Here is a 17,309-nt window from a genome sequence, read left to right as displayed (position 1 = left end):
TTGTTCGACGAACCTGTGCCCACTGGAGGGGACAGCATGGACCAGATCAGAACCATCGTCGTGGACGACCATCGTGCGTTTCGGACTCTGGCAGGGGCGCTGCTGGACGATCACCCGGCCATTGAGGTCATCGCCTTTGGCGAATCAGGCGAGGAGGCCGTCGAACTCTGCGAACGGCACAAGCCCGATCTCCTGTTGGTGGACATTTCCATGCCCCGCATGGGCGGCCTGCAAGCCGCCCGGCTGATCAAGGCTCAGGACGAGCCTCCGCACATTGTCATCGTCAGCAATTTCGACGATGCCGGCCACCGCGAACACGCGGCAGCAGCCGGCGCAGACAACTTCATTGGCAAGGCCGAATTCATGGAGGGAGTCGACCGCGTTGTGACCCAGCTACAGGCACTTCGAGGTGCAACATGAGCGAATCCCGCGTACTCGTTATCGACACCAACCGTGAGCAGGGCCGATCCGTCGGAGCCGTGCTGGAGTTTGTCGATTTCACTCCTGAATGCTGGGCCGATGTCGATGCGCTTTGCGCGCAGGCGACCAGGCCCCGCGAGTACGCTGCCATCGTGATAGGTGATCTCGGCGATAGCTGCGAGAGCTTCTATGCCTGGCTCAAGCGCGACCCGCAGTTTCCGTACATCCTGCTGCTGCCCGATCAGGTCGAAGTGCCTCACGGGCTGCACCCGGATGAGCACGCGGTGTTGCAGTTGCCGATCCGCCATCAGCAACTCGCGGAACTGATGCAGCGGGTCAGCGTCAAGCGGATGGATACCGAAGCCGAGCGCATGCTGTCCCGTCTTGGGCCGTCTGGCGAATCGGCGGCGATTCAACGTGTGCGCAGCATGATCGATCAGGTCGCTCCGTTCGATACCACGGTGCTGATCACCGGCGAATCCGGCACCGGCAAGGAGGTCGCGGCGCGGCGCATCCATGCCCTGTCGAGGCGCGCCAACAAGCCGTTCGTGGCCGTGAACTGTGGCGCCATCCCGGCCGACCTGCTGGAATCCGAGCTGTTCGGCCATGAAAAAGGCGCCTTCACCGGCGCGGTGGCACAGCGCCGTGGTCGCTTTGAGCTGGCCGAGGGCGGCACGCTGTTTCTGGACGAGATCGGCGACATGAGCCTGCCGATGCAGGTCAAGATTCTCCGTGTGCTGCAGGAGCGCAGCTTCGAGCGCGTTGGCGGCAATGACACCAAGCAATGCGATGTGCGCATCATCGCCGCGACCCACCGCGATCTGGAATCACGCATCGTCTCCGGCGACTTTCGTGAAGACCTGTTCTACCGGCTGAATGTCTTCCCGGTGGAAATGCCGCGTCTGACCGACCGCATCGCCGACCTGCCTCGGCTGGTTGATGATCTGATCGCGTCGCTGCAGGCCGACGGGCGCGGTGATGTCGCGCTAAGCGAGCAGGCGGTCGCCGCGCTGCAGCAATATGCCTGGCCCGGCAACGTGCGGGAGCTGGCCAATCTGGTCGAGCGGCTCTCGGTGTTGCATCCCGGTCAATGTGTGGAGGTGGACGAGCTGCCCGAGCGTTACCAGCCCGCTGCGATGGCCACCGCCTCGCAAGCCGGTGTGCTGGCTGATCTGACCGCCGAACCGGGACCGGCCCGTGCACCCAGCCTGCCCGAAAGCGGTATCGACCTGCGTGATCACATGGCCAGCGTTGAGATGGCGCTGATCCGTCAAGCGCTTGACGCATCCAATGGCGTGGTCGCCCATGCCGCCACGCTGCTGCACCTGCGGCGAACGACGCTGGTCGAGAAACTGCGCAAGTACGACCTGGGGCGCTAAGCGGCCGCGTCCGGATTCCGGCGCGGGTCAGCCGGCGCACCGGGGTACGGAACTTGCCCCAGTCACCGTAAGCAACATCTGTCCAAAACCCAGGTCCGCGCGTCACCACCATGTCCAGCTTCGAAGTCCAAAGCGTGCTGTCCCAGATCCGCAGCCTGCGTTCGCAGTCGCCGGCCCTGGCCGACCGCGCCGCGACCAATCAACCACTGAGCACGGTTGGCCCGGCACCGGAAACCTCGTTCACCGATGCGGCCAAGGCCGTGCTGGAGTCGGTGAACGAAACGCAGCAGACCGCGAATAACCTCAAGACCCGGTTCCAGATGGGTGACCCACAAGCCGATCTGGCCAGGGTGATGCTCGCCTCGGGCCGGGCGCAGGTGTCCTTCACGGCCTTGACCGAGGTGCGCAATCGCCTCGTCAACGCCTACCAGGACGTCATGAACATGCCGATCTGACAACGCGGCCTAAGGACCCAGACCCATGACCGATACCGCCACCCAGGACACACTCGCCCAGCGCCTCAAGCAGGTGCCGGGGTTGCGGCAGCTGATGCTGCTGGTCGGCATTGCTGGCGCGGTCGCGATTGGCGTCACGGTTTATTTCTGGGCGCAGTCGCCGACTCTGGTACCGGTGTACTCCGGGCTCGCCGAGCGCGACATGTCGGCCATGGCCGACGCACTCGCCGCCCAGGGCATCGACTACAAGATGGATATCGGACGCGGCTCGGTGCTGGTGCGTGGGGGCGACGTGCAGACAGCGCGGCTGACGCTGGCCTCCCAGGGTTTGCCGCAGGGCGCCGGGGTCGGCTTCGAATCGATGCAGGAGAATCCGGGGCTCGGGGTCAGCCAGTTCATGGAGTCGGCCCGCTACCAGCATTCGCTGGAAACCGAACTCAGCCGCACCATCATGAGCCTGCAGCCGGTGGACAAGGCGCGGGTGCATCTGGCCGTGCCCAAGCCGTCGCCGTTCGTGCGGCAGAAGCGTGAGCCAACGGCCTCCGTCGTCGTTCAGCTGTTCCCCGGCCGCAGCCTGGAGCGCACGCAGATTGCCGCGATCCAGCATCTGGTCTCGGCGGGCGTACCGTCGCTGGAGCCTGGGCGGGTGTCGGTGGTCGATCATTCGGGGCGTCTGCTGTCATCCGGCGAGCAGGATTCCGCACTGGCGATCACCAACAAGAATTTCGAGCACACGCGGCGGGTGGAGCAGGCGTTTTCCGACCGTATTCGCGAGTTGCTGGCACCGATGGTTGGCGCCGGTCGTCTGAGCGTGCAAGTCACCGCGGACATGAACTACGCCGTGCAGGAAGAGACCGTCGAGCGCTACGCGCCGGATGCCGCCATCCGGTCGGAGCAGACGTCCGAGGACAGCTCTGCCGGCACCGTGCCCACCGGCGTGCCCGGCGCGACCACGAACAAGCCCCAGGGTCTGCCGGGGACGACGCCCGTACCCACCGAATCACAGGTCGCAGCGGCAGGCGCGGTGCGGCGGCAATCAGTGCGCAACTACGAGCTGGACAAGACCACGAGCTATCTGCGCGAGTCGGTGGGGCGGTTGCAACGGGTGTCGGCCGCCGTACTGGTCGACCATGTGCCCACGCGCGACCCCGAGGGGCAGGTGGCGATGCAGGCGCTACCCGCCGATCAGCTCGCCCGCATCGAGGCGTTGGTCCGTGAGGCCATTGGTTTTGATGCCGCTCGCGGCGACAGCGTGTCGGTGATGAACGCGCCGTTTCTGAATGAGATCGGGCAACTGGAAGACGTGGCGCCCGCCCCGCTGTGGCAGCAGCCCTGGGTGACTGATCTGGCACGCCAGAGTGGTGGCGTGCTGCTGGTGATCATCATCCTGATGGCGCTGGTCCGCCCCATGCTCAAGAGCCTGCTGGCCTCGCCGGCGCAGATGTTGGGCGGTCAGCAAATGGCCCTCGCCGGCGCGGGCGGCGATGCCGCCATGCTCGGCATGGCCGGTGAGGAGCGGGTGAGCCTGTCGCCCCAGGCCGCAGCGGCGGGATCTCGAGGGCACCAGGCACTGACCGATCAGAGCAAGCCGTTCGCGATTGATCTTGCCGCACCGTATGAAGATCAGGTTTCGGCAGTTCGTCAGGTCGTCAACGAAGACCCCAAGCGGGTGGCGCAGGTGGTCCGGCAGTGGGTGAATGATGGGGAATGAACTCGCAATCGTGCCGCAGGCCGCGGCGATGGACCTGCCCCGTGTGGACCAGGCTGCCATTTTGCTGATGTCCCTGGGCGAGGCCGAGGCTGCGGAGATTCTCAAGCACCTGGGCGCCAAGGAGGTCCAGCGGCTCGGCGCGGCCATGGCCAAGCTGGAGAACGTGTCCCGCGAACAGGCATCCACGGTGGTGATGAATTTTGTCGGCGCCCTGGAGGAGCAGACCTCGTTGGGCGTCGGCTCGGATGACTACGTGCGCCGCGTGCTGATCGGCGCCTTGGGCGAGGAACGCGCCGGCGGCGTCATCGACCGGATTCTGGTCGGACAGAGCAGCAAGGGCCTGGAAGCGCTCAAGTGGATGGACACCAAGGCGGTTGCAGAGATCGTCCGCAACGAACATCCGCAGATCATCGCCATCGTCCTGTCCTATCTCGACGCCGACCAGGCTGCCGAACTGCTGGCGCTGCTGCCCGAGCGTGTGCGGCCCGATGTGCTGATGCGTATCGCGACCCTGGACGGCATCCAGCCCAGCGCCCTGCGCGAGCTGGACGAGATCATGGAAAAGCAGTTCGCGAACAACAACAGCTCGCGCTCTTCCAGCCTGGGCGGACGCAAATCGGCGGCGAGCATCCTGAATCTGATGGACTCGTCGTCCGAACAGGCGCTGCTGGAAAAGATCGGCGAGTTCGATCAGGGGCTGAGTGACGAGATTGCCGAGCTGATGTTCACCTTCGACAATCTGCTGGATGTCGATGACATGGGCATCCAGCGTCTGCTGCGCGACGTGAACAGCGAAACCCTGGTGCTGGCGCTCAAGGGCGCGGACAGCGGGCTGCGCGACAAGGTGCTGAACAACATGTCGAGTCGGGCCGCCGAGATGCTCCGTGACGACATGGAGAACCGCGGACCGGCCCGCGTCTCCGATGTGGAGGCCGCGCAGAAGGAGATTCTCGAAGTGACCCGTCGTCTGGCAGACGAAGGCGAGATCATGCTGGGAGGCGGCGGTGGTGATGAGTTCATCTGATCCGGCAACACTCGCACGCGGCGAGCAGGCCGCCCGCTGGCAGGCACCGACCATCGCGCCTGCGCCCGGCAGGGCGAATGTGCGTGCCAGCAATGATGCGCCTCCCACGGTCGCGGAGCTGGACCAGCTGGAGGCCGCGGCTTACCAGGACGGTTACCAGCGCGGCTACGATGCGGGCTTCCAGCAGGGCAGTGCGGATGCCGCCGAGCGGGTCAACCGGCTCAAGGAGATCTTCCACACGCTGGTACAGCCGCTGGCGGATCTGGATTCCGAGGTCGAACAGACCCTGCTCAAGATTGCATCGGCCGTGGCCGGGCGCATTGTTCGCGCCGAGCTACAGACCGAACCCACGCTCATCGGCAATATGATTCACGAGGCGGTGGAATCGGTGGCGGGGGCCGAGGGCAACGTCACCATCTATCTGAACCCGGACGATGCAGTGTTCGTGCGTGAACACATGGATCAGCCGGTCGAGGGGCCGCACTGGAAGTTGATGCCGGATGACGCCCTGGCGCCCGGTGATTGCCGGGTCGAAACGCCGGATGCACGAGCCGATGCACGGCTCGGCGCCCGGGTCGAACGCCTGGTCGCGCCGGCGTTTCGCTAACCATGGCCGTGCATCATCTTCCATGGCAGGCCGAACGCAATGAGCGCGTGGCCCAACGCCTGGGCCGTTACAGCGCAGTCCCCACGAGCGAGAGCGGCATCGTCGTCGAAGGCGTGCTCAAGCGCTCGATCGGGCTGACGCTGGAAGCGTCGGGCTGCCAGATGCCCATCGGCGGACATTGTCGGGTGGAGGTCGAGAGCGGCGAGTTTGTCGAAGCCGAAGTCGTCGGCTTTGACGGCACCCGCAGCTTTCTGATGCCCACCGGCGACATGACCGGCCTGAAAGCCAATGCCCGCGTCTTGCCGGACCGTCGTTCCGGTGAAGTAGCCGTGGGCGAGGGGCTGCTTGGCCGCGTGTTTGATGGCGGCGGTCAGCCGCTGGACGGCAAGCCGTCGCCGCGTACCGATCGCCGCGTGTCACTGATCGGCGGTCTGATCAATCCGCTGGAGCGCGAGCCAATCACCGAACCGCTGGATGTCGGCGTGCGCGCCATCAATGGTCTGCTCACGGTTGGCCGCGGCCAGCGCATCGGTTTGTTTGCCGGTTCGGGGGTGGGCAAGAGTTCCTTGCTGGGCATGATGACCCGGCACACCAATGCCGAGATTGTCGTGGTTGCGATGATCGGCGAGCGCGGGCGGGAAGTCCGCGAGTTCGTGCAGGAGACACTGGGTCCGGACGGCATGAGTCGCGCCGTGGTCATCGCCACACCGGCCGACCGCTCGCCGCTGATGCGTGTGCACGCCGCCTGGCGGGCGACGGCCATCGCCGAACATTTCCGTTCGCGCGGCAAACACGTGCTGTTGCTGATGGATTCGCTAACCCGCTTTGCGCAGGCGCAGCGCGAGATCGGCCTGGCGGTCGGCGAGCCGCCCACCACGCGCGGCTATCCGCCCTCGGTGTTCGCGCGCCTGCCGATGCTGGTGGAGCGCGCCGGCAACGGAACGCTCGGCTCGGGTTCCATCACCGCCGTGTATACCGTGCTGACCGAGGGCGACGACCCCAACGATCCCGTCGCCGACACCGCACGCGCCATTCTCGACGGCCACGTCGTGCTGGCGCGCAATATCGCGGAAACCGGGCGCTATCCGGCGATAGATATCGAGGCTTCCGTCAGCCGTGTTGCCCGGCAGGTGACCTCCGCCGATTACCAGGTGCTGTGTAACGAATTCCGCCAGTTGTACTCGGCCTACCAGCGCCAGATCGACCTGATTCGCATCGGCGCATATCAGCGTGGCAGCGATCCGGTCACCGATCGCGCCGTCGAACGCTGGCCAGCCATGCTGGATTACCTGCGGCAAACCGCAGACGAGGGCGCGAGCCTGCCGCTGTCCATGCAGGGACTGCTGCAATCGCTGGGCAAACAACAGGAGCTTGGTCATGCGTGATCCCAAACGAACCGGGCAGCTGGTCGACGTCTATCGGCTCCGTGAAGAGCAGGCGGAGGCCGCCGTGAGCACGGCCGGGCAGCGGGTCGAGCACGAGCAACAACGCCAGCACGCGCTGGAGCAATACCTTGCCGAGTACGCCGGCGCTGGCCCGCAGGCGGGCGCGCTCAGCGCCGGTGCGCTGGCGAACCGCTGCGCTTTTGTCGCCAAGTTGGCGGATGCCTGCCGACACCAGTCTTCGGTGGTGGAACAGCAGCAGGCCGGGCTGAGCCGCGAATTCACCAAGTTGCAGCAGCGACAAACCGAGCACCGCCGCATGGAGCATCTGCATGCCAGTGCCTGTGACCATCGTGAGCAGGACCGCCGTCGCCAGGAGCAATGTGCCCAGGACGAGGCGGCGATGACTCAGTGGTTGCTGAGCGCGGGTTGATGCGGCTGGAGGCTGCACCGCCTCCGGTGCCAGGCGGCCGGTCAGGCGCGATGGAATCTGCCGGCAGCCGCACGACCGACTCCGCTTTTTCAGACTGCCTTGCCGCGCATCCGGCCGGGTCAGAAAAGGCGGTCGCCGAACCCGCGTCGCCCCCAACCGAGGGCGATACGCCGGCCGCGGCGGAACCGACAGCCGGACTGGCGTCACCCGCACCCGAACAGGCCAGTCAGCGCGGCGGGGGCGTATCGACGACAGCAGAGGCGTCCGCCGATGGGAAAGGCACGGCACCAGCGGGCAAAGCGGAAGCAGCCGGGCGGCCTGCCGCGCCGGATATGGCGGCGGCTCGTGCGGCGGGCAGGGCGACGGGACAGGTGACGCCCGCGACGCAACCGGCTGGTTCGGCACCGGCCGCGAATGGCGGATCGGATACCGGACCGGGCATGCCGCCGAAACTCGTCGCTCTCAATGCGGACACCCTGCATCGGCAGTCATTGGCGACGGCCGGTCCACAGGTTTCTGCCGGTTCCGCGACGCCACTGGCCCGGCCGACCAGCGGGGCGCTGGCCAAGGTGGCCGCAGACCCCGCATCGCAGTTGGCCAGCAGTCTGAGCCTCACGGCGCCGGCGGGCGGCTCTTCGCTGGTCACGGCGGCACCGACTGCGGCCTTCGCCCAGGGCGCCGTCGCCGCCGGCATCGCCACGGCCGATCAACTGGCCGCGCAGCTGCAATTGCAGTTCCGGGACGGCGTCGGCAAGGCGACGGTTCGCCTGCACCCGGAGTCGCTGGGCGAGTTGCAGGTCTCGGTGGAAACCGTGGAGCAACAGGTGCGTGTGGTGCTGGCCGCGCGCCAGCCTGCGTCGCTGGATTGGCTGCAACACTCGCTGCCACGCCTGCAGTCGGCCCTGGACAGCGCCGGCTTCTCCAAGGTGGAGGTCGATATCCAGCAGCAGTTTGGTGACGGCGACAAGAATCCGTCGTCGGGGCAATCGCGGCCCGGCATGGCGCCACCTCGGCCTGGTCTGGCCAGCGCCCCGGCCAGTCATTCGGGTCTCGGCCCGGCCCCCGAAGCCGCCACCCTGACCTCGCTGGCCGTGGTGAGCGGGCTGGATACCTGGGCCTGACGTCAGCTTCTTGTCGCAGCCGGTCATCCGGCGCCGTCAATTCACCGCCGCCGGCGGTTGCCAGGCGTAAGAATACCAACTGAAACAGTGACTTACGGGCTGCTTGGCCGCTGGGGTCTCGGCGTGAATCCGTGGCACATGGCTTGCCCCATCCGGGCAGTCCTCAGTCCACACGAGACGCTCCGATGTCGCTGCACCACGCTTCTGTTCATCCTCCGTCACGCCGTACTCAGCCGTCCGGGCCGGGTCAGCAGTCGGGCAAGGCGCTGATACTCATCCTCGTCGCCGTCACCGTTGTGCTGGTGGCTGGCGGTGGCGCCGCATGGTTCTTCCTGAGCGGCGAGGACGAAACCGAACTCACCGAAGGAGATGCAACCGGCGAAACCGTCGCGGCCAAGGGTCCGGCGATCTACCACGCCTTCGATCCGGCCTTTGTGGTGAATCTCACCGATGCCGACGGCGCCATGCGATTTCTGCAGGTCGAGCTGCAGGTCATGACCCGCGACGACACCGTGCCCGAGGCCCTGTCACGGCACGAACCCATGATTCGCAACGACCTGCTGTTGCTGTTCGGCGGCCAGCGCTACGAGTCGCTGGAATCTCGCGAGGGGCGGCTGAATTTGCAGTCCCTGGCGCTCAATGCCCTGACCCAGGTGCTGGAATCGGAGAACGAGCCGAGCGCGGTTGAAGCCGTCTACTTCACCAGCTTTGTCATGCAATGAGCGACGTACTGTCACAGGACGAGATCGACGCCCTGCTGCACGGCGTCGAGGGCGGGGAGGTCGAGACCGCGACCGATGCGGCCGACGCGGATGGCGTGCGCGGCTACGACCTGGCGATGCAGGATCGGATCGTGCGCGGGCGCATGCCCACGCTGGAGATGGTCAACGAGCGCTTCGCGCGTTACTTCCGGATCAGCCTGTTCAACATGCTGCGCCGGTCGCCGGACATCACCGTCAAGGGCGTGCAGACGGTGAAGTTCTCCGAGTATCTGCACCAGTTGTACGTGCCCACCAATCTCAACCTGATCAAGGTCAAGCCCTTGCGCGGCACCGGGTTGCTGATCTTCGAGCCCAAGCTGGTTTTTGCGGTGGTCGACAACTTTTTCGGTGGGGATGGCCGGTTTCACACCAAGATCGAGGGGCGGGAGTTCACCGGCACCGAGATGCGGGTGATCCAGATTCTGATGAATCACGCCTTCGAGGATTGGTCGCAGGCCTGGTCCCCGGTGCTGCCGCTGGAATTCGAGTACATGCAGTCCGAGGTGAACCCGGCCTTCGCCAATATCGTCAGCCCGAGCGAGATCGTGGTCGTCTGCCGCTTCGACATCGACATCGACGGCCACGGCGGCGAGGCCCATCTGACCTTGCCCTACGCCATGGTCGAGCCGATTCGGGATCTGCTCGATGCCGGCATACAAAGCGACCGTGGTGACCGGGACGAACGCTGGACGGCGACGATGAAGCAGCAGCTGCTCGGCGCCGAAGTCGACATCACCAGCACCCTTTGCGAAGTCCGCATGAGCCTGTCCCGTCTGCTGCGGATGAAGACGGGCGATGTGATCCCCATCGACATGCCGGACACCGTTGATTTTTCCGCCGAGGGCGTGTCGCTATTCGATTGCGAATTCGGCGTCTCTGGCGGCAACCAGGCACTCAAGCTCGTGCGCTCGATCAGCGACGACATCCAGATTCATTGAGGCAGATAGATGACCACCGAACAAATCCCCGCAAACGACGCCGAACAGCCCAATTCCAACCCCAATCCCGGCCCTGAAACCGCACCCGTGCGCGAACTTCACGACGAGGCCGCGCCGGCCAATGAATCCGAACTCAATCTCGATTGCATTCTCGACGTCACGGTCACGCTGTCGATGGAAGTCGGCCGCACCCGCATGCCCATTCGCAGCCTGTTGCAGCTCAATCAAGGCTCGGTCGTCGAGCTGGATCGGCTGGCGGGCGAGCCGCTGGACATCTTTGTCAACGGCACGCTGGTCGCTCATGGCGAGGTCGTGGTCGTGAACGAAAAATTCGGCGTGCGCCTGACCGATGTCGTCAGCCCGGCCGAGCGCGTTCGCAAGCTGAGCTGAGATGGTGCTTGCCACGACATTGGGGTCGGCGGATGCCGGCGGCGCGCAACCAGCCGAGGTAGCGGCGCCGCAGGCGTCGTCTACGGTTGCACCGCGGGCCGAGATCGGTGCGGCAGTGCCCAAGCCCCAGGTCGGCACGCTGGGCGGCGCGCTGGTGCTGGTTCTGCTGCTGGCCGTCGGCGTGCTGTGGCTGCTACGCCGCGTGAGTGGCGGCAACCTGCGGCGCGGCGGGCTGCTGCAGGTGCGCGACAGCGTGGCGGTCGGCCAACGTGAACGCGTTGTGGTCGTCTCTGCCGGTGGGCGCGATTACGTGCTGGGCGTGGCTCCGGGCAATGTCCGTCATCTGGATACCGTCATCGGCGGGTTGTCGGTGGCGGATGCCGCAAGCCCGCAACCCATGCCGGCCGCGCCATCGTTCATGGCCATCCTGGAGCGATCGCTGGGGCGGTCCAAATGAGTACGCAGAAACGGTGGTGGCTGCTCCCGGTGATCTGGCTGCTGCCGGCTGCGGGCGCCTGGGCGGCAGGGTTGCCGGCAATCACGCTGGAGCCCACCGAAGACGGTGGTCAGGCCTACAGCCTGTCCATTCAGGTGCTGGCGCTGATGACAGCGATTACCGTGCTGCCTGCGATTCTGCTGTCCATGACCGCCTTCACCCGCATCATCGTCGTACTGGCCTTGCTGCGGCAGGCGCTGGGCACCGGGGCGACGCCGTCGAACCAGATTCTGCTGGGGTTGGGCCTGTTCATGACCCTGTTCGTCATGGCGCCCGTGGGGCAGGAGATTTACGAGCAAGCCGCGCAGCCCTATTTCGACGACGTGGTGCAGGGCGAGCTGGCGGTGCAACGGGCCGCCGAGCCGATTCGCCGCTTCATGCTCGCGAACACCCGCGAGAACCATCTGGCGATGTTTGCCGGCATGCGCAGCGAGACCATTCCGGAGAATCCGGAAGACGTGGCGTTCTCGGTACTCGCAGCCGCCTTCATCACCAGTGAGCTGACCACGGCCTTCCAGATCGGGTTTTTCATCTTCATCCCGTTCGTGGTCATCGATCTGGTGGTCGCCAGCGTGCTGATGTCCATGGGCATGATGATGCTCTCGCCCATGCTGATCTCGCTGCCGTTCAAGATCATGCTGTTCGTGCTGGTGGACGGCTGGACACTGGTGCTCGGCACGCTGGCTGGCAGCTTCGCGACATGACACCGGAACTGGTCCTGGCGGAAGGGCAGCAGGCGCTTTACCTGACCTTTCTGCTCGCCGCGCCGCTGCTGATCACCGCGCTGGTTGTGGGGCTGGCGGTGGGGATGTTTCAGGCGGCCACGCAAATCAACGAAATGACGTTGAGCTTCATCCCCAAGCTATTCGCCATGGCCGCCGCGCTGGGGCTCACCGGCCCCTGGCTGCTGAGCATGCTCACCGACTTCACCACCGAGTTGTACACCAGCATTCCGGCAATGCTGGGCCTGATCCAGTGAGCATCCCTGCCGGCGAGATCGAGGCCTGGATCGCCACGTTCTTCTGGCCCTTTCTGCGCATTGGTGCGCTGTTCGCGGTCGCGCCCATCATCGGTACCCGAGCGGTCTCCACCCGTATCCGCCTGATCGCGGCGCTGGCGACCACTCTGGTGATCCTGCCCGTGGTGCCCACGCCGCAGCCGCCCGAGGTGCTGACGATTCCCTGGCTGGCCGCCGTGGCGCAGGAGCTGCTCATCGGCGCAGGCATGGGCTTTCTGCTGCAAATCGTGTTCGAGGCCATCGCCTTCGGCGGCCAGCTCATCGCGCTGGGTATGGGCCTGGGCTTCGCCCAGATGACCGATCCGCTGCGCGGAGTCGAAACGCCGGTGCTGGGGCAGTTTTTCAGCCTGTTCGCCACGCTGCTGTTCCTGACGCTGGACGGCCATGTGCGGCTCATTCTTCTGGCCGCGGAAAGTTTCGGCTGGCCGCCCGGCGTGCTGGTCGGCTGGTTGCCGGATGCCCACCTGGCCATCGCCCAGTGGGGCACGGCCATGTTCGTCGGCGCCTTGCAGGTCGCGTTGCCCGCCATGTGCGCGCTGCTGCTGGTCAACTTCGCTTTCGGCGTGATGAGCCGATCCGCTCCGGCGCTTAACGTGCTGTCAGTCGGCCTGCCGGCGGCGCTGGTGTTCGGCCTGCTGGCGATGTACACGGCGCTGCCCGCACTGCAGCAGGTTCTGGACTACTGGCTGGAACAGGCGATGGCGTCGATTGCCGCGATTTATACCCGGTGAATACCGGCCTGCCTCGCGGGCCGGCGCCATGCCGGCGGCCGGCTCATGCCGCATCCGCACAGCAATCGGGCGCATCTACGCGCTCTGATCCAGACGCCAACGGGCCGTTGGCTGATCCGGGCGGACGACCCGGCCCCGATCAGCGTTGAGCGAATGCCGATAGAAACGCCTGCGCGAAGCGGGATTGCTCGACCGCGGCCTCGTCCAGCGGGTTGTGCCACCAGATGCCCTCGCTGTTCGCCAGCAGGATCAGGCTGAGATTCTGCTCAGGCACCTTCAGATAAAGCGACGAGGAGGCGTCCTCCCACCAGCCGGAATGCCAGACCAGCGACAGGCCGTCGTAATCCTGCAAGTACCAGCCGAGTCCGTAGTCGAGGGCAGCGCCACTGTTCGATCGCATCGGCGTCATCATCTCGGCGCGCGAGTCTGCCGAGATGAGTTTTCCATCGTCTAGCGCGATGTCGAATGCCGCGAGATCAAGCACGGTGGAGATCACCCCGCCGGCTGCGCCGTCCCCTTGTCGTGATCGCGGCCCCGAGGGGCGTGCAACGCCGGCCTCGTCAATTTGATACGACGTGGTGAGCCGTGCTGCGAGGTCGGCACGCAGCGGCAGATCCCGATACCGGCGGGCTGACTGCTGCATGCCGGCGGGTGCGAACACGTGCTGCGCGACCAGCGACGAAAACGTCGCATCGGTCACCGCCATGATCGGCCGTGAGGCCCAGGAATACAGAATGGGGTTGTACGAAAACCGTGTGCCCGGCGCGCCTGTGGCCGTGTGCGACAACAAATGCCGCAGCGTATGCGTCGGCGGCTCGCAGCGCAGATCCTGGGCGAAGATCGACGGCTGTTCGCTGAAGGCCTGGCAGAACTCGGTCCAATCGCTGTAGCTCGCAATCGGTTTATCCAGATCCAGCGTGCCCGCCTCAACCAGCTTGAGGGCCACGACAGCGGACAGCGGCTTGGTCACCGATGCAATGTCGTAGGGCGTCTGCGCTGTTGCGGCGACACCTTGCTCGATGTTGGCGTAACCCAGGCCGGCGGCAAGCAGCATTTCGCCATCGCGGACCACCGCGACCGACAAGCCGGGAATGTGCGCCTCGCTGCGCAGCGCATCCAGCTCCGTCAGGAATGCGGCCACGCCCGTGGGTGCAGCCGTCTGTGGCTCGGCTGCGACGCCGGAGCACGTCGCCAACGCCAGCGCGCAAAAGATGATTGTCTTCATAATTGGATCAGACCAGCCTGTGGATCACGTTAATCGCTATACGGCCCACCCTCACGCGTGGGTAGAGCAGGCATCGTCGCACGAGAGCCGTCTTGGGCGCCGCGAGCAGATGGCTAGAAATGCCTGGGCTTGTGTTCAAACCGATCTCGCTCATCCACTGCGAGCACGTGCTTTTTCATGGCCAGCTCGCAGGAGCCGAACTGCTTAAAATTATTTCGGCCCTCTCTCAACGTGATGCCGTGGTTCGGGCCAGAGCCAATGTCGAGCGCGTCGACATCCTGACCATCATCCTCCCAAAAGCAAACCGGGCAAATCTGGTCATAACCACGCGCGGGCAGGGTGACGTAATCACAGCACGGGCACTGCTCCTTCGCCGCCGCGGCACCGGGCTCATGCCACCGTAACTGTTTGAATTTGAATAGGTCGATTGCTTTTTTGAACATGCCCGTCCACGTGTGTCGTTTCGAGTCATCCGGACCTGCTCCCGGCAGGTACGGTTCTAGGCGGGCAGGTTACCCGTTCGGATTTACTGAGCCCCGTCGATGTCCGCCGATTATCGATTTGGCCTGGGCTCAGGACAGCAGCAGCCAGATGCCAACCCCCACCATCAGTCCGCCAGAAATGCGGTTGAGCCATCTGCCATGCCCTCCTCGGTGCAGCCAGGCAGCCAAGGTACGGCCGCCCTGCGCATAGCCGACCAGGCACAGGAATTCGATGCTCAGGAGAATCACCAGCAGGGCGCTGAGCTGTGGTGCAAGAGGGCGTGCCGCATCGATAAACGGTGGTAATAGCGCGGCATTGAATGCCCAGGCCTTGGGGTTGGATGCAGCGGTCAGAAAGCCCTGCAGCGCAAGGCGAGTGCGTGTGGTGCCGTCGGCTTGAGCGGGGGCCTGCAGATCGGGTGTCGGGCTGCGCCAGCACTGCCAGCCTGACCAGAAAAGGTACGCGGCGCCCGCAAGCTTGAAGAGCGCGAAGGCTTTCGGGGCACCGAGCAGCAGACTGCTGACTCCCAGCGCCGCGGCCGCCGCTACCAGGCCCACCCCGATGAGTTCGCCCGCCATCATCCACAACGTACGCCGCAGCCCGAGCCGGATGCCCAGCGACATTGACAGCGTCATGCAAAGGCCGGGCGAGGCCGCGATGAAGAAGAAGCTGGCGGCAAAGGCCAGCAATACGGTGGTGTCTTGCATCGGTTTCGTGACGGAGGCGACGTGCGGTTTCAGCCGCGACGGTTATTCAGGTTTGTCAGTGCGGTCGCGGCGGTGCTGATCCAGGCGGTGGTTCGCGTCCTCGCGCTGGGCATCGTCCTGCTTGCGTTGCGATGCCGGGCGACCAAAGCGCACGCGATTCTCATCTGCCACACGCACGGCGGTCTCGCGTGCCTTGCGCTTGCGAACGCGATTGAGATTCGTCACTTTGCCCATGCCGCCAGTGTAGCGCTGCAGCGATTGAATTCGGTGATCGAGCGCAATCCAGCGAGGCTGTTCTCGCCAAGCAGAGCGGGGTTACGTCGTGCGATCCAACGATCTCATCGTGAATCCGACCCCATGGCGAGGTCGATAGATTGTTCGGGCGGGTCCGGCCATGGCTCTAAGTCAGGGTTTTGCCGGGGATGCTGGATCGCAAGACCTGACACTGGCGCGCTGAGCAACGAACAAGACCGCTCACCTTGGTGGGTGTACCAATTATTGGTAAGGTGGCGGCATCTCCACAGTAGCGGGGAGCCCGTCATGGGACGAAACACCAGCATTTCTCTTGGCAGCCACTTTACCGACTTTGTTGACGAGCGTGTAAGAGCTGGCCGCTACGCCTCAGCCAGCGAAGCTGTGCGAGCCGGCATGAGGCTTCTGGAGCAAGAGGAAGCCAAGCTCGACCTACTACGAAAGACCTTGGCAGCAGGTGAAGCTGAATTGGACCAGGGCAAAGGTCTGGACGGGGAAGCTGCAATGGATCGCTTGATCGGATAATGGCCAAGTACTACCTCTCGCCTCAGGCGGAGAGAAGCCTCGTCCAGATCAGCGACTACACACACCAGAACTTCGGCGAGCGCCAGCGGAAGAAGTACTTGAGCATGCTACGACAGCACATGCGTTCCGCTGCAGCTAACCCCTCTCAGGGCCGCGAACGCCCCGAAATTAAACTGGGCTATTACAGCGTTCAAGCGGAAAAGCACCCTATCTACTACCGCGTCGGTAATGCTCACATTGAGATCATCGATGTGCTGCACCAATCAATGGAGCCCAGACTTGTTTTACGGTGACACCTTACCAATCACACTGATTTAATCTGCTCCGAGTCTGTCTTTCCCTTGCGTCGCCGCCCGCGTTTCCCCGGCCTCAACTGACAGATTCGCCTTGACCGGATTCATGGCCACGTAGCGAAATGAATCGCGACGGAGCCAAACCGCCCCTGAAACAGATGTCCGGTCACACGTAGCCGTGCATTGATGAATCGAGAGAAAAGCTCAGTTGCAACGTGTGGCACGATCCGATGCGGATATCCATGAAGGCCAGGGCCGACGAGCCCACCAACAGGCCGAATATACGACCGCAACCGCAGCTCTATCGCCTTGATCTATGCGTCTTCAACTGCTCGGTTGCGGGAGGAGTCCATATACGACTTGTTATGCGGCAGCATCGGCCTCTATTTCAACCATGGCCTCCGGAAGGACTAGCCGCTGAATCCCAAGTAGGCTCTGTGGCGGTCGGATGCCTGCTTCTGCGATCCAAGTAGCGTACACATCGTAGTTTTGGAGGAAGCTGTCGATATCAGTCGTAAAAAACCGAAGCGCGACAATATTTGAACGCGACATATTGGCTTCTTCGAGAATGGAATCAATGTTCGCAAGTGCGCACTCGATCTGACCGCGGATCTCATTAGGAGATACAACGGCTACCCCTAATTCGTTTGAGGAGTCGGGCGTTACCGATATTTGACCCGAGCAGCGAAGATGCCGATTCGCGCCCTCGACAATTTCGCCTTGATCGAAGCTGAATTGGAGCCCCCATTCAGTGGGGTTTATAGATGTTCGTTTCATAGGATTACTTCCTCTTTTGAGGATGAAGTCGGTCAGTGACTAGGTGTCGGGTCCCGGAAGATTCCGTACATTTCGCCGAAAAAGTTGAGGGTGTGATTGTGCCCACTGTTTCATCGCCTGTATCGGTGCTTGGTGTTTGAGCGCCTTCTGAGGCAGGTGATGGTTGTACAGCCACACGTAG

Annotated in this window: 22 protein-coding genes and 2 pseudogenes; 18 read left to right on the top strand and 6 right to left on the bottom strand. The window is 64.3% G+C overall.

What is annotated here, in order from left to right; genetic code table 11:
• Nucleotides 1-36: 36 nt before the first annotated feature.
• The 16 genes and pseudogenes from ACE1EY_RS15070 (at nt 37) to fliR (ending at nt 12,866) form a co-directional block, all read left to right on the top strand.
• Nucleotides 37-420, top strand: coding sequence for a response regulator transcription factor (locus ACE1EY_RS15070; protein ID WP_291512996.1), 384 nt, complete (start codon nt 37-39; stop codon nt 418-420).
• Entirely contained in the window at nt 417-1,799 is a 1,383-nt protein-coding gene (locus ACE1EY_RS15065; RefSeq protein WP_291512995.1) for a sigma-54 dependent transcriptional regulator, read from the top strand. The genes ACE1EY_RS15070 and ACE1EY_RS15065 overlap by 4 nt, the downstream gene beginning before the upstream one ends.
• Nucleotides 1,800-1,909: 110 nt before the next feature.
• Entirely contained in the window at nt 1,910-2,254 is a 345-nt protein-coding gene (gene fliE / locus ACE1EY_RS15060; protein ID WP_291512994.1) for a flagellar hook-basal body complex protein FliE, read from the top strand.
• 25 nt (nt 2,255-2,279) lie between these two features.
• Nucleotides 2,280-3,965 (top strand): flagellar basal-body MS-ring/collar protein FliF, encoded by a 1,686-nt coding sequence (gene fliF, locus ACE1EY_RS15055; RefSeq protein ID WP_291512993.1) that lies wholly within the window; start codon nt 2,280-2,282, stop codon nt 3,963-3,965.
• The gene (fliG, locus tag ACE1EY_RS15050) at nt 3,952-4,989 is read left to right on the top strand and encodes a flagellar motor switch protein FliG (RefSeq protein ID WP_291512992.1); all 1,038 of its coding nucleotides are present in this window, start codon (nt 3,952-3,954) and stop codon (nt 4,987-4,989) included. Before fliF ends, fliG begins: the two co-directional genes overlap by 14 nt.
• Nucleotides 4,976-5,596 carry a FliH/SctL family protein gene (locus ACE1EY_RS15045; RefSeq protein ID WP_291512991.1) on the top strand — a complete coding sequence of 207 codons (621 nt, stop codon included), beginning with the start codon at nt 4,976-4,978 and terminating at the stop codon, nt 5,594-5,596. Before fliG ends, ACE1EY_RS15045 begins: the two co-directional genes overlap by 14 nt.
• A 2-nt stretch (nt 5,597-5,598) precedes the next feature.
• The gene (locus ACE1EY_RS15040; RefSeq protein ID WP_291512990.1) at nt 5,599-6,981 is read left to right on the top strand and encodes a FliI/YscN family ATPase; all 1,383 of its coding nucleotides are present in this window, start codon (nt 5,599-5,601) and stop codon (nt 6,979-6,981) included.
• Nucleotides 6,974-7,411: a flagellar FliJ family protein gene (locus tag ACE1EY_RS15035; RefSeq protein WP_370300542.1), complete on the top strand. Its 438-nt coding sequence runs from the start codon at nt 6,974-6,976 to the stop codon at nt 7,409-7,411. The genes ACE1EY_RS15040 and ACE1EY_RS15035 overlap by 8 nt, the downstream gene beginning before the upstream one ends.
• 50 nt (nt 7,412-7,461) lie before the next feature.
• Nucleotides 7,462-8,532: a flagellar hook-length control protein FliK gene (locus tag ACE1EY_RS15030; RefSeq protein WP_373928102.1), complete on the top strand. Its 1,071-nt coding sequence runs from the start codon at nt 7,462-7,464 to the stop codon at nt 8,530-8,532.
• A gap of 185 nt (nt 8,533-8,717) precedes the next feature.
• Entirely contained in the window at nt 8,718-9,254 is a 537-nt protein-coding gene (fliL, locus tag ACE1EY_RS15025) for a flagellar basal body-associated FliL family protein (protein WP_291515046.1), read from the top strand.
• The gene (fliM, locus tag ACE1EY_RS15020; protein ID WP_291515045.1) at nt 9,251-10,231 is read left to right on the top strand and encodes a flagellar motor switch protein FliM; all 981 of its coding nucleotides are present in this window, start codon (nt 9,251-9,253) and stop codon (nt 10,229-10,231) included. The genes fliL and fliM overlap by 4 nt, the downstream gene beginning before the upstream one ends.
• Nucleotides 10,232-10,360: 129 nt before the next feature.
• Nucleotides 10,361-10,621, top strand: a pseudogene (gene fliN, locus ACE1EY_RS15015) (flagellar motor switch protein FliN); the annotation flags it as partial.
• Nucleotide 10,622: 1 nt separating this feature from the next.
• On the top strand, nt 10,623-11,078 hold the full coding sequence (gene fliO, locus ACE1EY_RS15010; RefSeq protein ID WP_370300540.1) for a flagellar biosynthetic protein FliO: 456 nt from the start codon (nt 10,623-10,625) through the stop codon (nt 11,076-11,078).
• Nucleotides 11,075-11,821 carry a flagellar type III secretion system pore protein FliP gene (fliP, locus tag ACE1EY_RS15005; protein WP_291515043.1) on the top strand — a complete coding sequence of 249 codons (747 nt, stop codon included), beginning with the start codon at nt 11,075-11,077 and terminating at the stop codon, nt 11,819-11,821. The genes fliO and fliP overlap by 4 nt, the downstream gene beginning before the upstream one ends.
• Nucleotides 11,818-12,096 (top strand): flagellar biosynthesis protein FliQ, encoded by a 279-nt coding sequence (gene fliQ / locus ACE1EY_RS15000; protein ID WP_291515042.1) that lies wholly within the window; start codon nt 11,818-11,820, stop codon nt 12,094-12,096. The genes fliP and fliQ overlap by 4 nt, the downstream gene beginning before the upstream one ends.
• Nucleotides 12,093-12,866, top strand: a complete 774-nt coding sequence (fliR, locus tag ACE1EY_RS14995) for a flagellar biosynthetic protein FliR (RefSeq protein ID WP_291515041.1) — start codon at nt 12,093-12,095, stop codon at nt 12,864-12,866. Before fliQ ends, fliR begins: the two co-directional genes overlap by 4 nt.
• 139 nt (nt 12,867-13,005) lie before the next feature.
• Here the strand turns inward: fliR and ACE1EY_RS14990 are convergent, their stop codons facing one another.
• The 4 genes from ACE1EY_RS14990 to ACE1EY_RS14975 form a co-directional block, all read right to left on the bottom strand.
• Nucleotides 13,006-14,091 carry a serine hydrolase domain-containing protein gene (locus ACE1EY_RS14990; protein WP_291515040.1) on the bottom strand — a complete coding sequence of 362 codons (1,086 nt, stop codon included), beginning with the start codon at nt 14,089-14,091 and terminating at the stop codon, nt 13,006-13,008.
• A gap of 113 nt (nt 14,092-14,204) precedes the next feature.
• Nucleotides 14,205-14,534 carry a CPCC family cysteine-rich protein gene (locus ACE1EY_RS14985; RefSeq protein WP_291515039.1) on the bottom strand — a complete coding sequence of 110 codons (330 nt, stop codon included), beginning with the start codon at nt 14,532-14,534 and terminating at the stop codon, nt 14,205-14,207.
• Nucleotides 14,535-14,663: 129 nt separating this feature from the next.
• Entirely contained in the window at nt 14,664-15,281 is a 618-nt protein-coding gene (locus ACE1EY_RS14980; RefSeq protein ID WP_370300539.1) for a LysE family translocator, read from the bottom strand.
• A 42-nt stretch (nt 15,282-15,323) separates the two neighbouring features.
• Nucleotides 15,324-15,515: a DUF4169 family protein gene (locus ACE1EY_RS14975; RefSeq protein WP_370300538.1), complete on the bottom strand. Its 192-nt coding sequence runs from the start codon at nt 15,513-15,515 to the stop codon at nt 15,324-15,326.
• Between the two features lie 306 nt (nt 15,516-15,821).
• On the opposite strand from ACE1EY_RS14975, the gene ACE1EY_RS14970 reads away from it, so the two are divergent.
• Together ACE1EY_RS14970 and ACE1EY_RS14965 are read left to right on the top strand one after the other, a co-directional pair.
• Nucleotides 15,822-16,058: a type II toxin-antitoxin system ParD family antitoxin gene (locus ACE1EY_RS14970; RefSeq protein ID WP_370300537.1), complete on the top strand. Its 237-nt coding sequence runs from the start codon at nt 15,822-15,824 to the stop codon at nt 16,056-16,058.
• A complete protein-coding gene (locus tag ACE1EY_RS14965) occupies nt 16,058-16,351 on the top strand; it encodes a type II toxin-antitoxin system RelE/ParE family toxin (protein WP_370300536.1) in 294 nt (97 codons plus the stop codon). The genes ACE1EY_RS14970 and ACE1EY_RS14965 overlap by 1 nt, the downstream gene beginning before the upstream one ends.
• Before the next feature lie 363 nt (nt 16,352-16,714).
• Here ACE1EY_RS14965 and ACE1EY_RS14960 read toward each other — a convergent pair whose 3' ends face one another.
• A complete protein-coding gene (locus ACE1EY_RS14960) occupies nt 16,715-17,128 on the bottom strand; it encodes a RidA family protein (RefSeq protein WP_370300535.1) in 414 nt (137 codons plus the stop codon).
• 39 nt (nt 17,129-17,167) lie between these two features.
• Nucleotides 17,168-17,309: pseudogene (locus tag ACE1EY_RS14955) on the bottom strand (IS481 family transposase); the annotation flags it as partial.

Source organism: Abyssibacter sp. (assembly GCF_964229365.1).
In the GTDB taxonomy this organism is placed as follows: Bacteria; Pseudomonadota; Gammaproteobacteria; order Nevskiales; family OUC007; genus Abyssibacter.
Note: the sequence above shows the minus strand (reverse complement) of the source record. Positions and strands in the feature narration are given on the sequence as shown.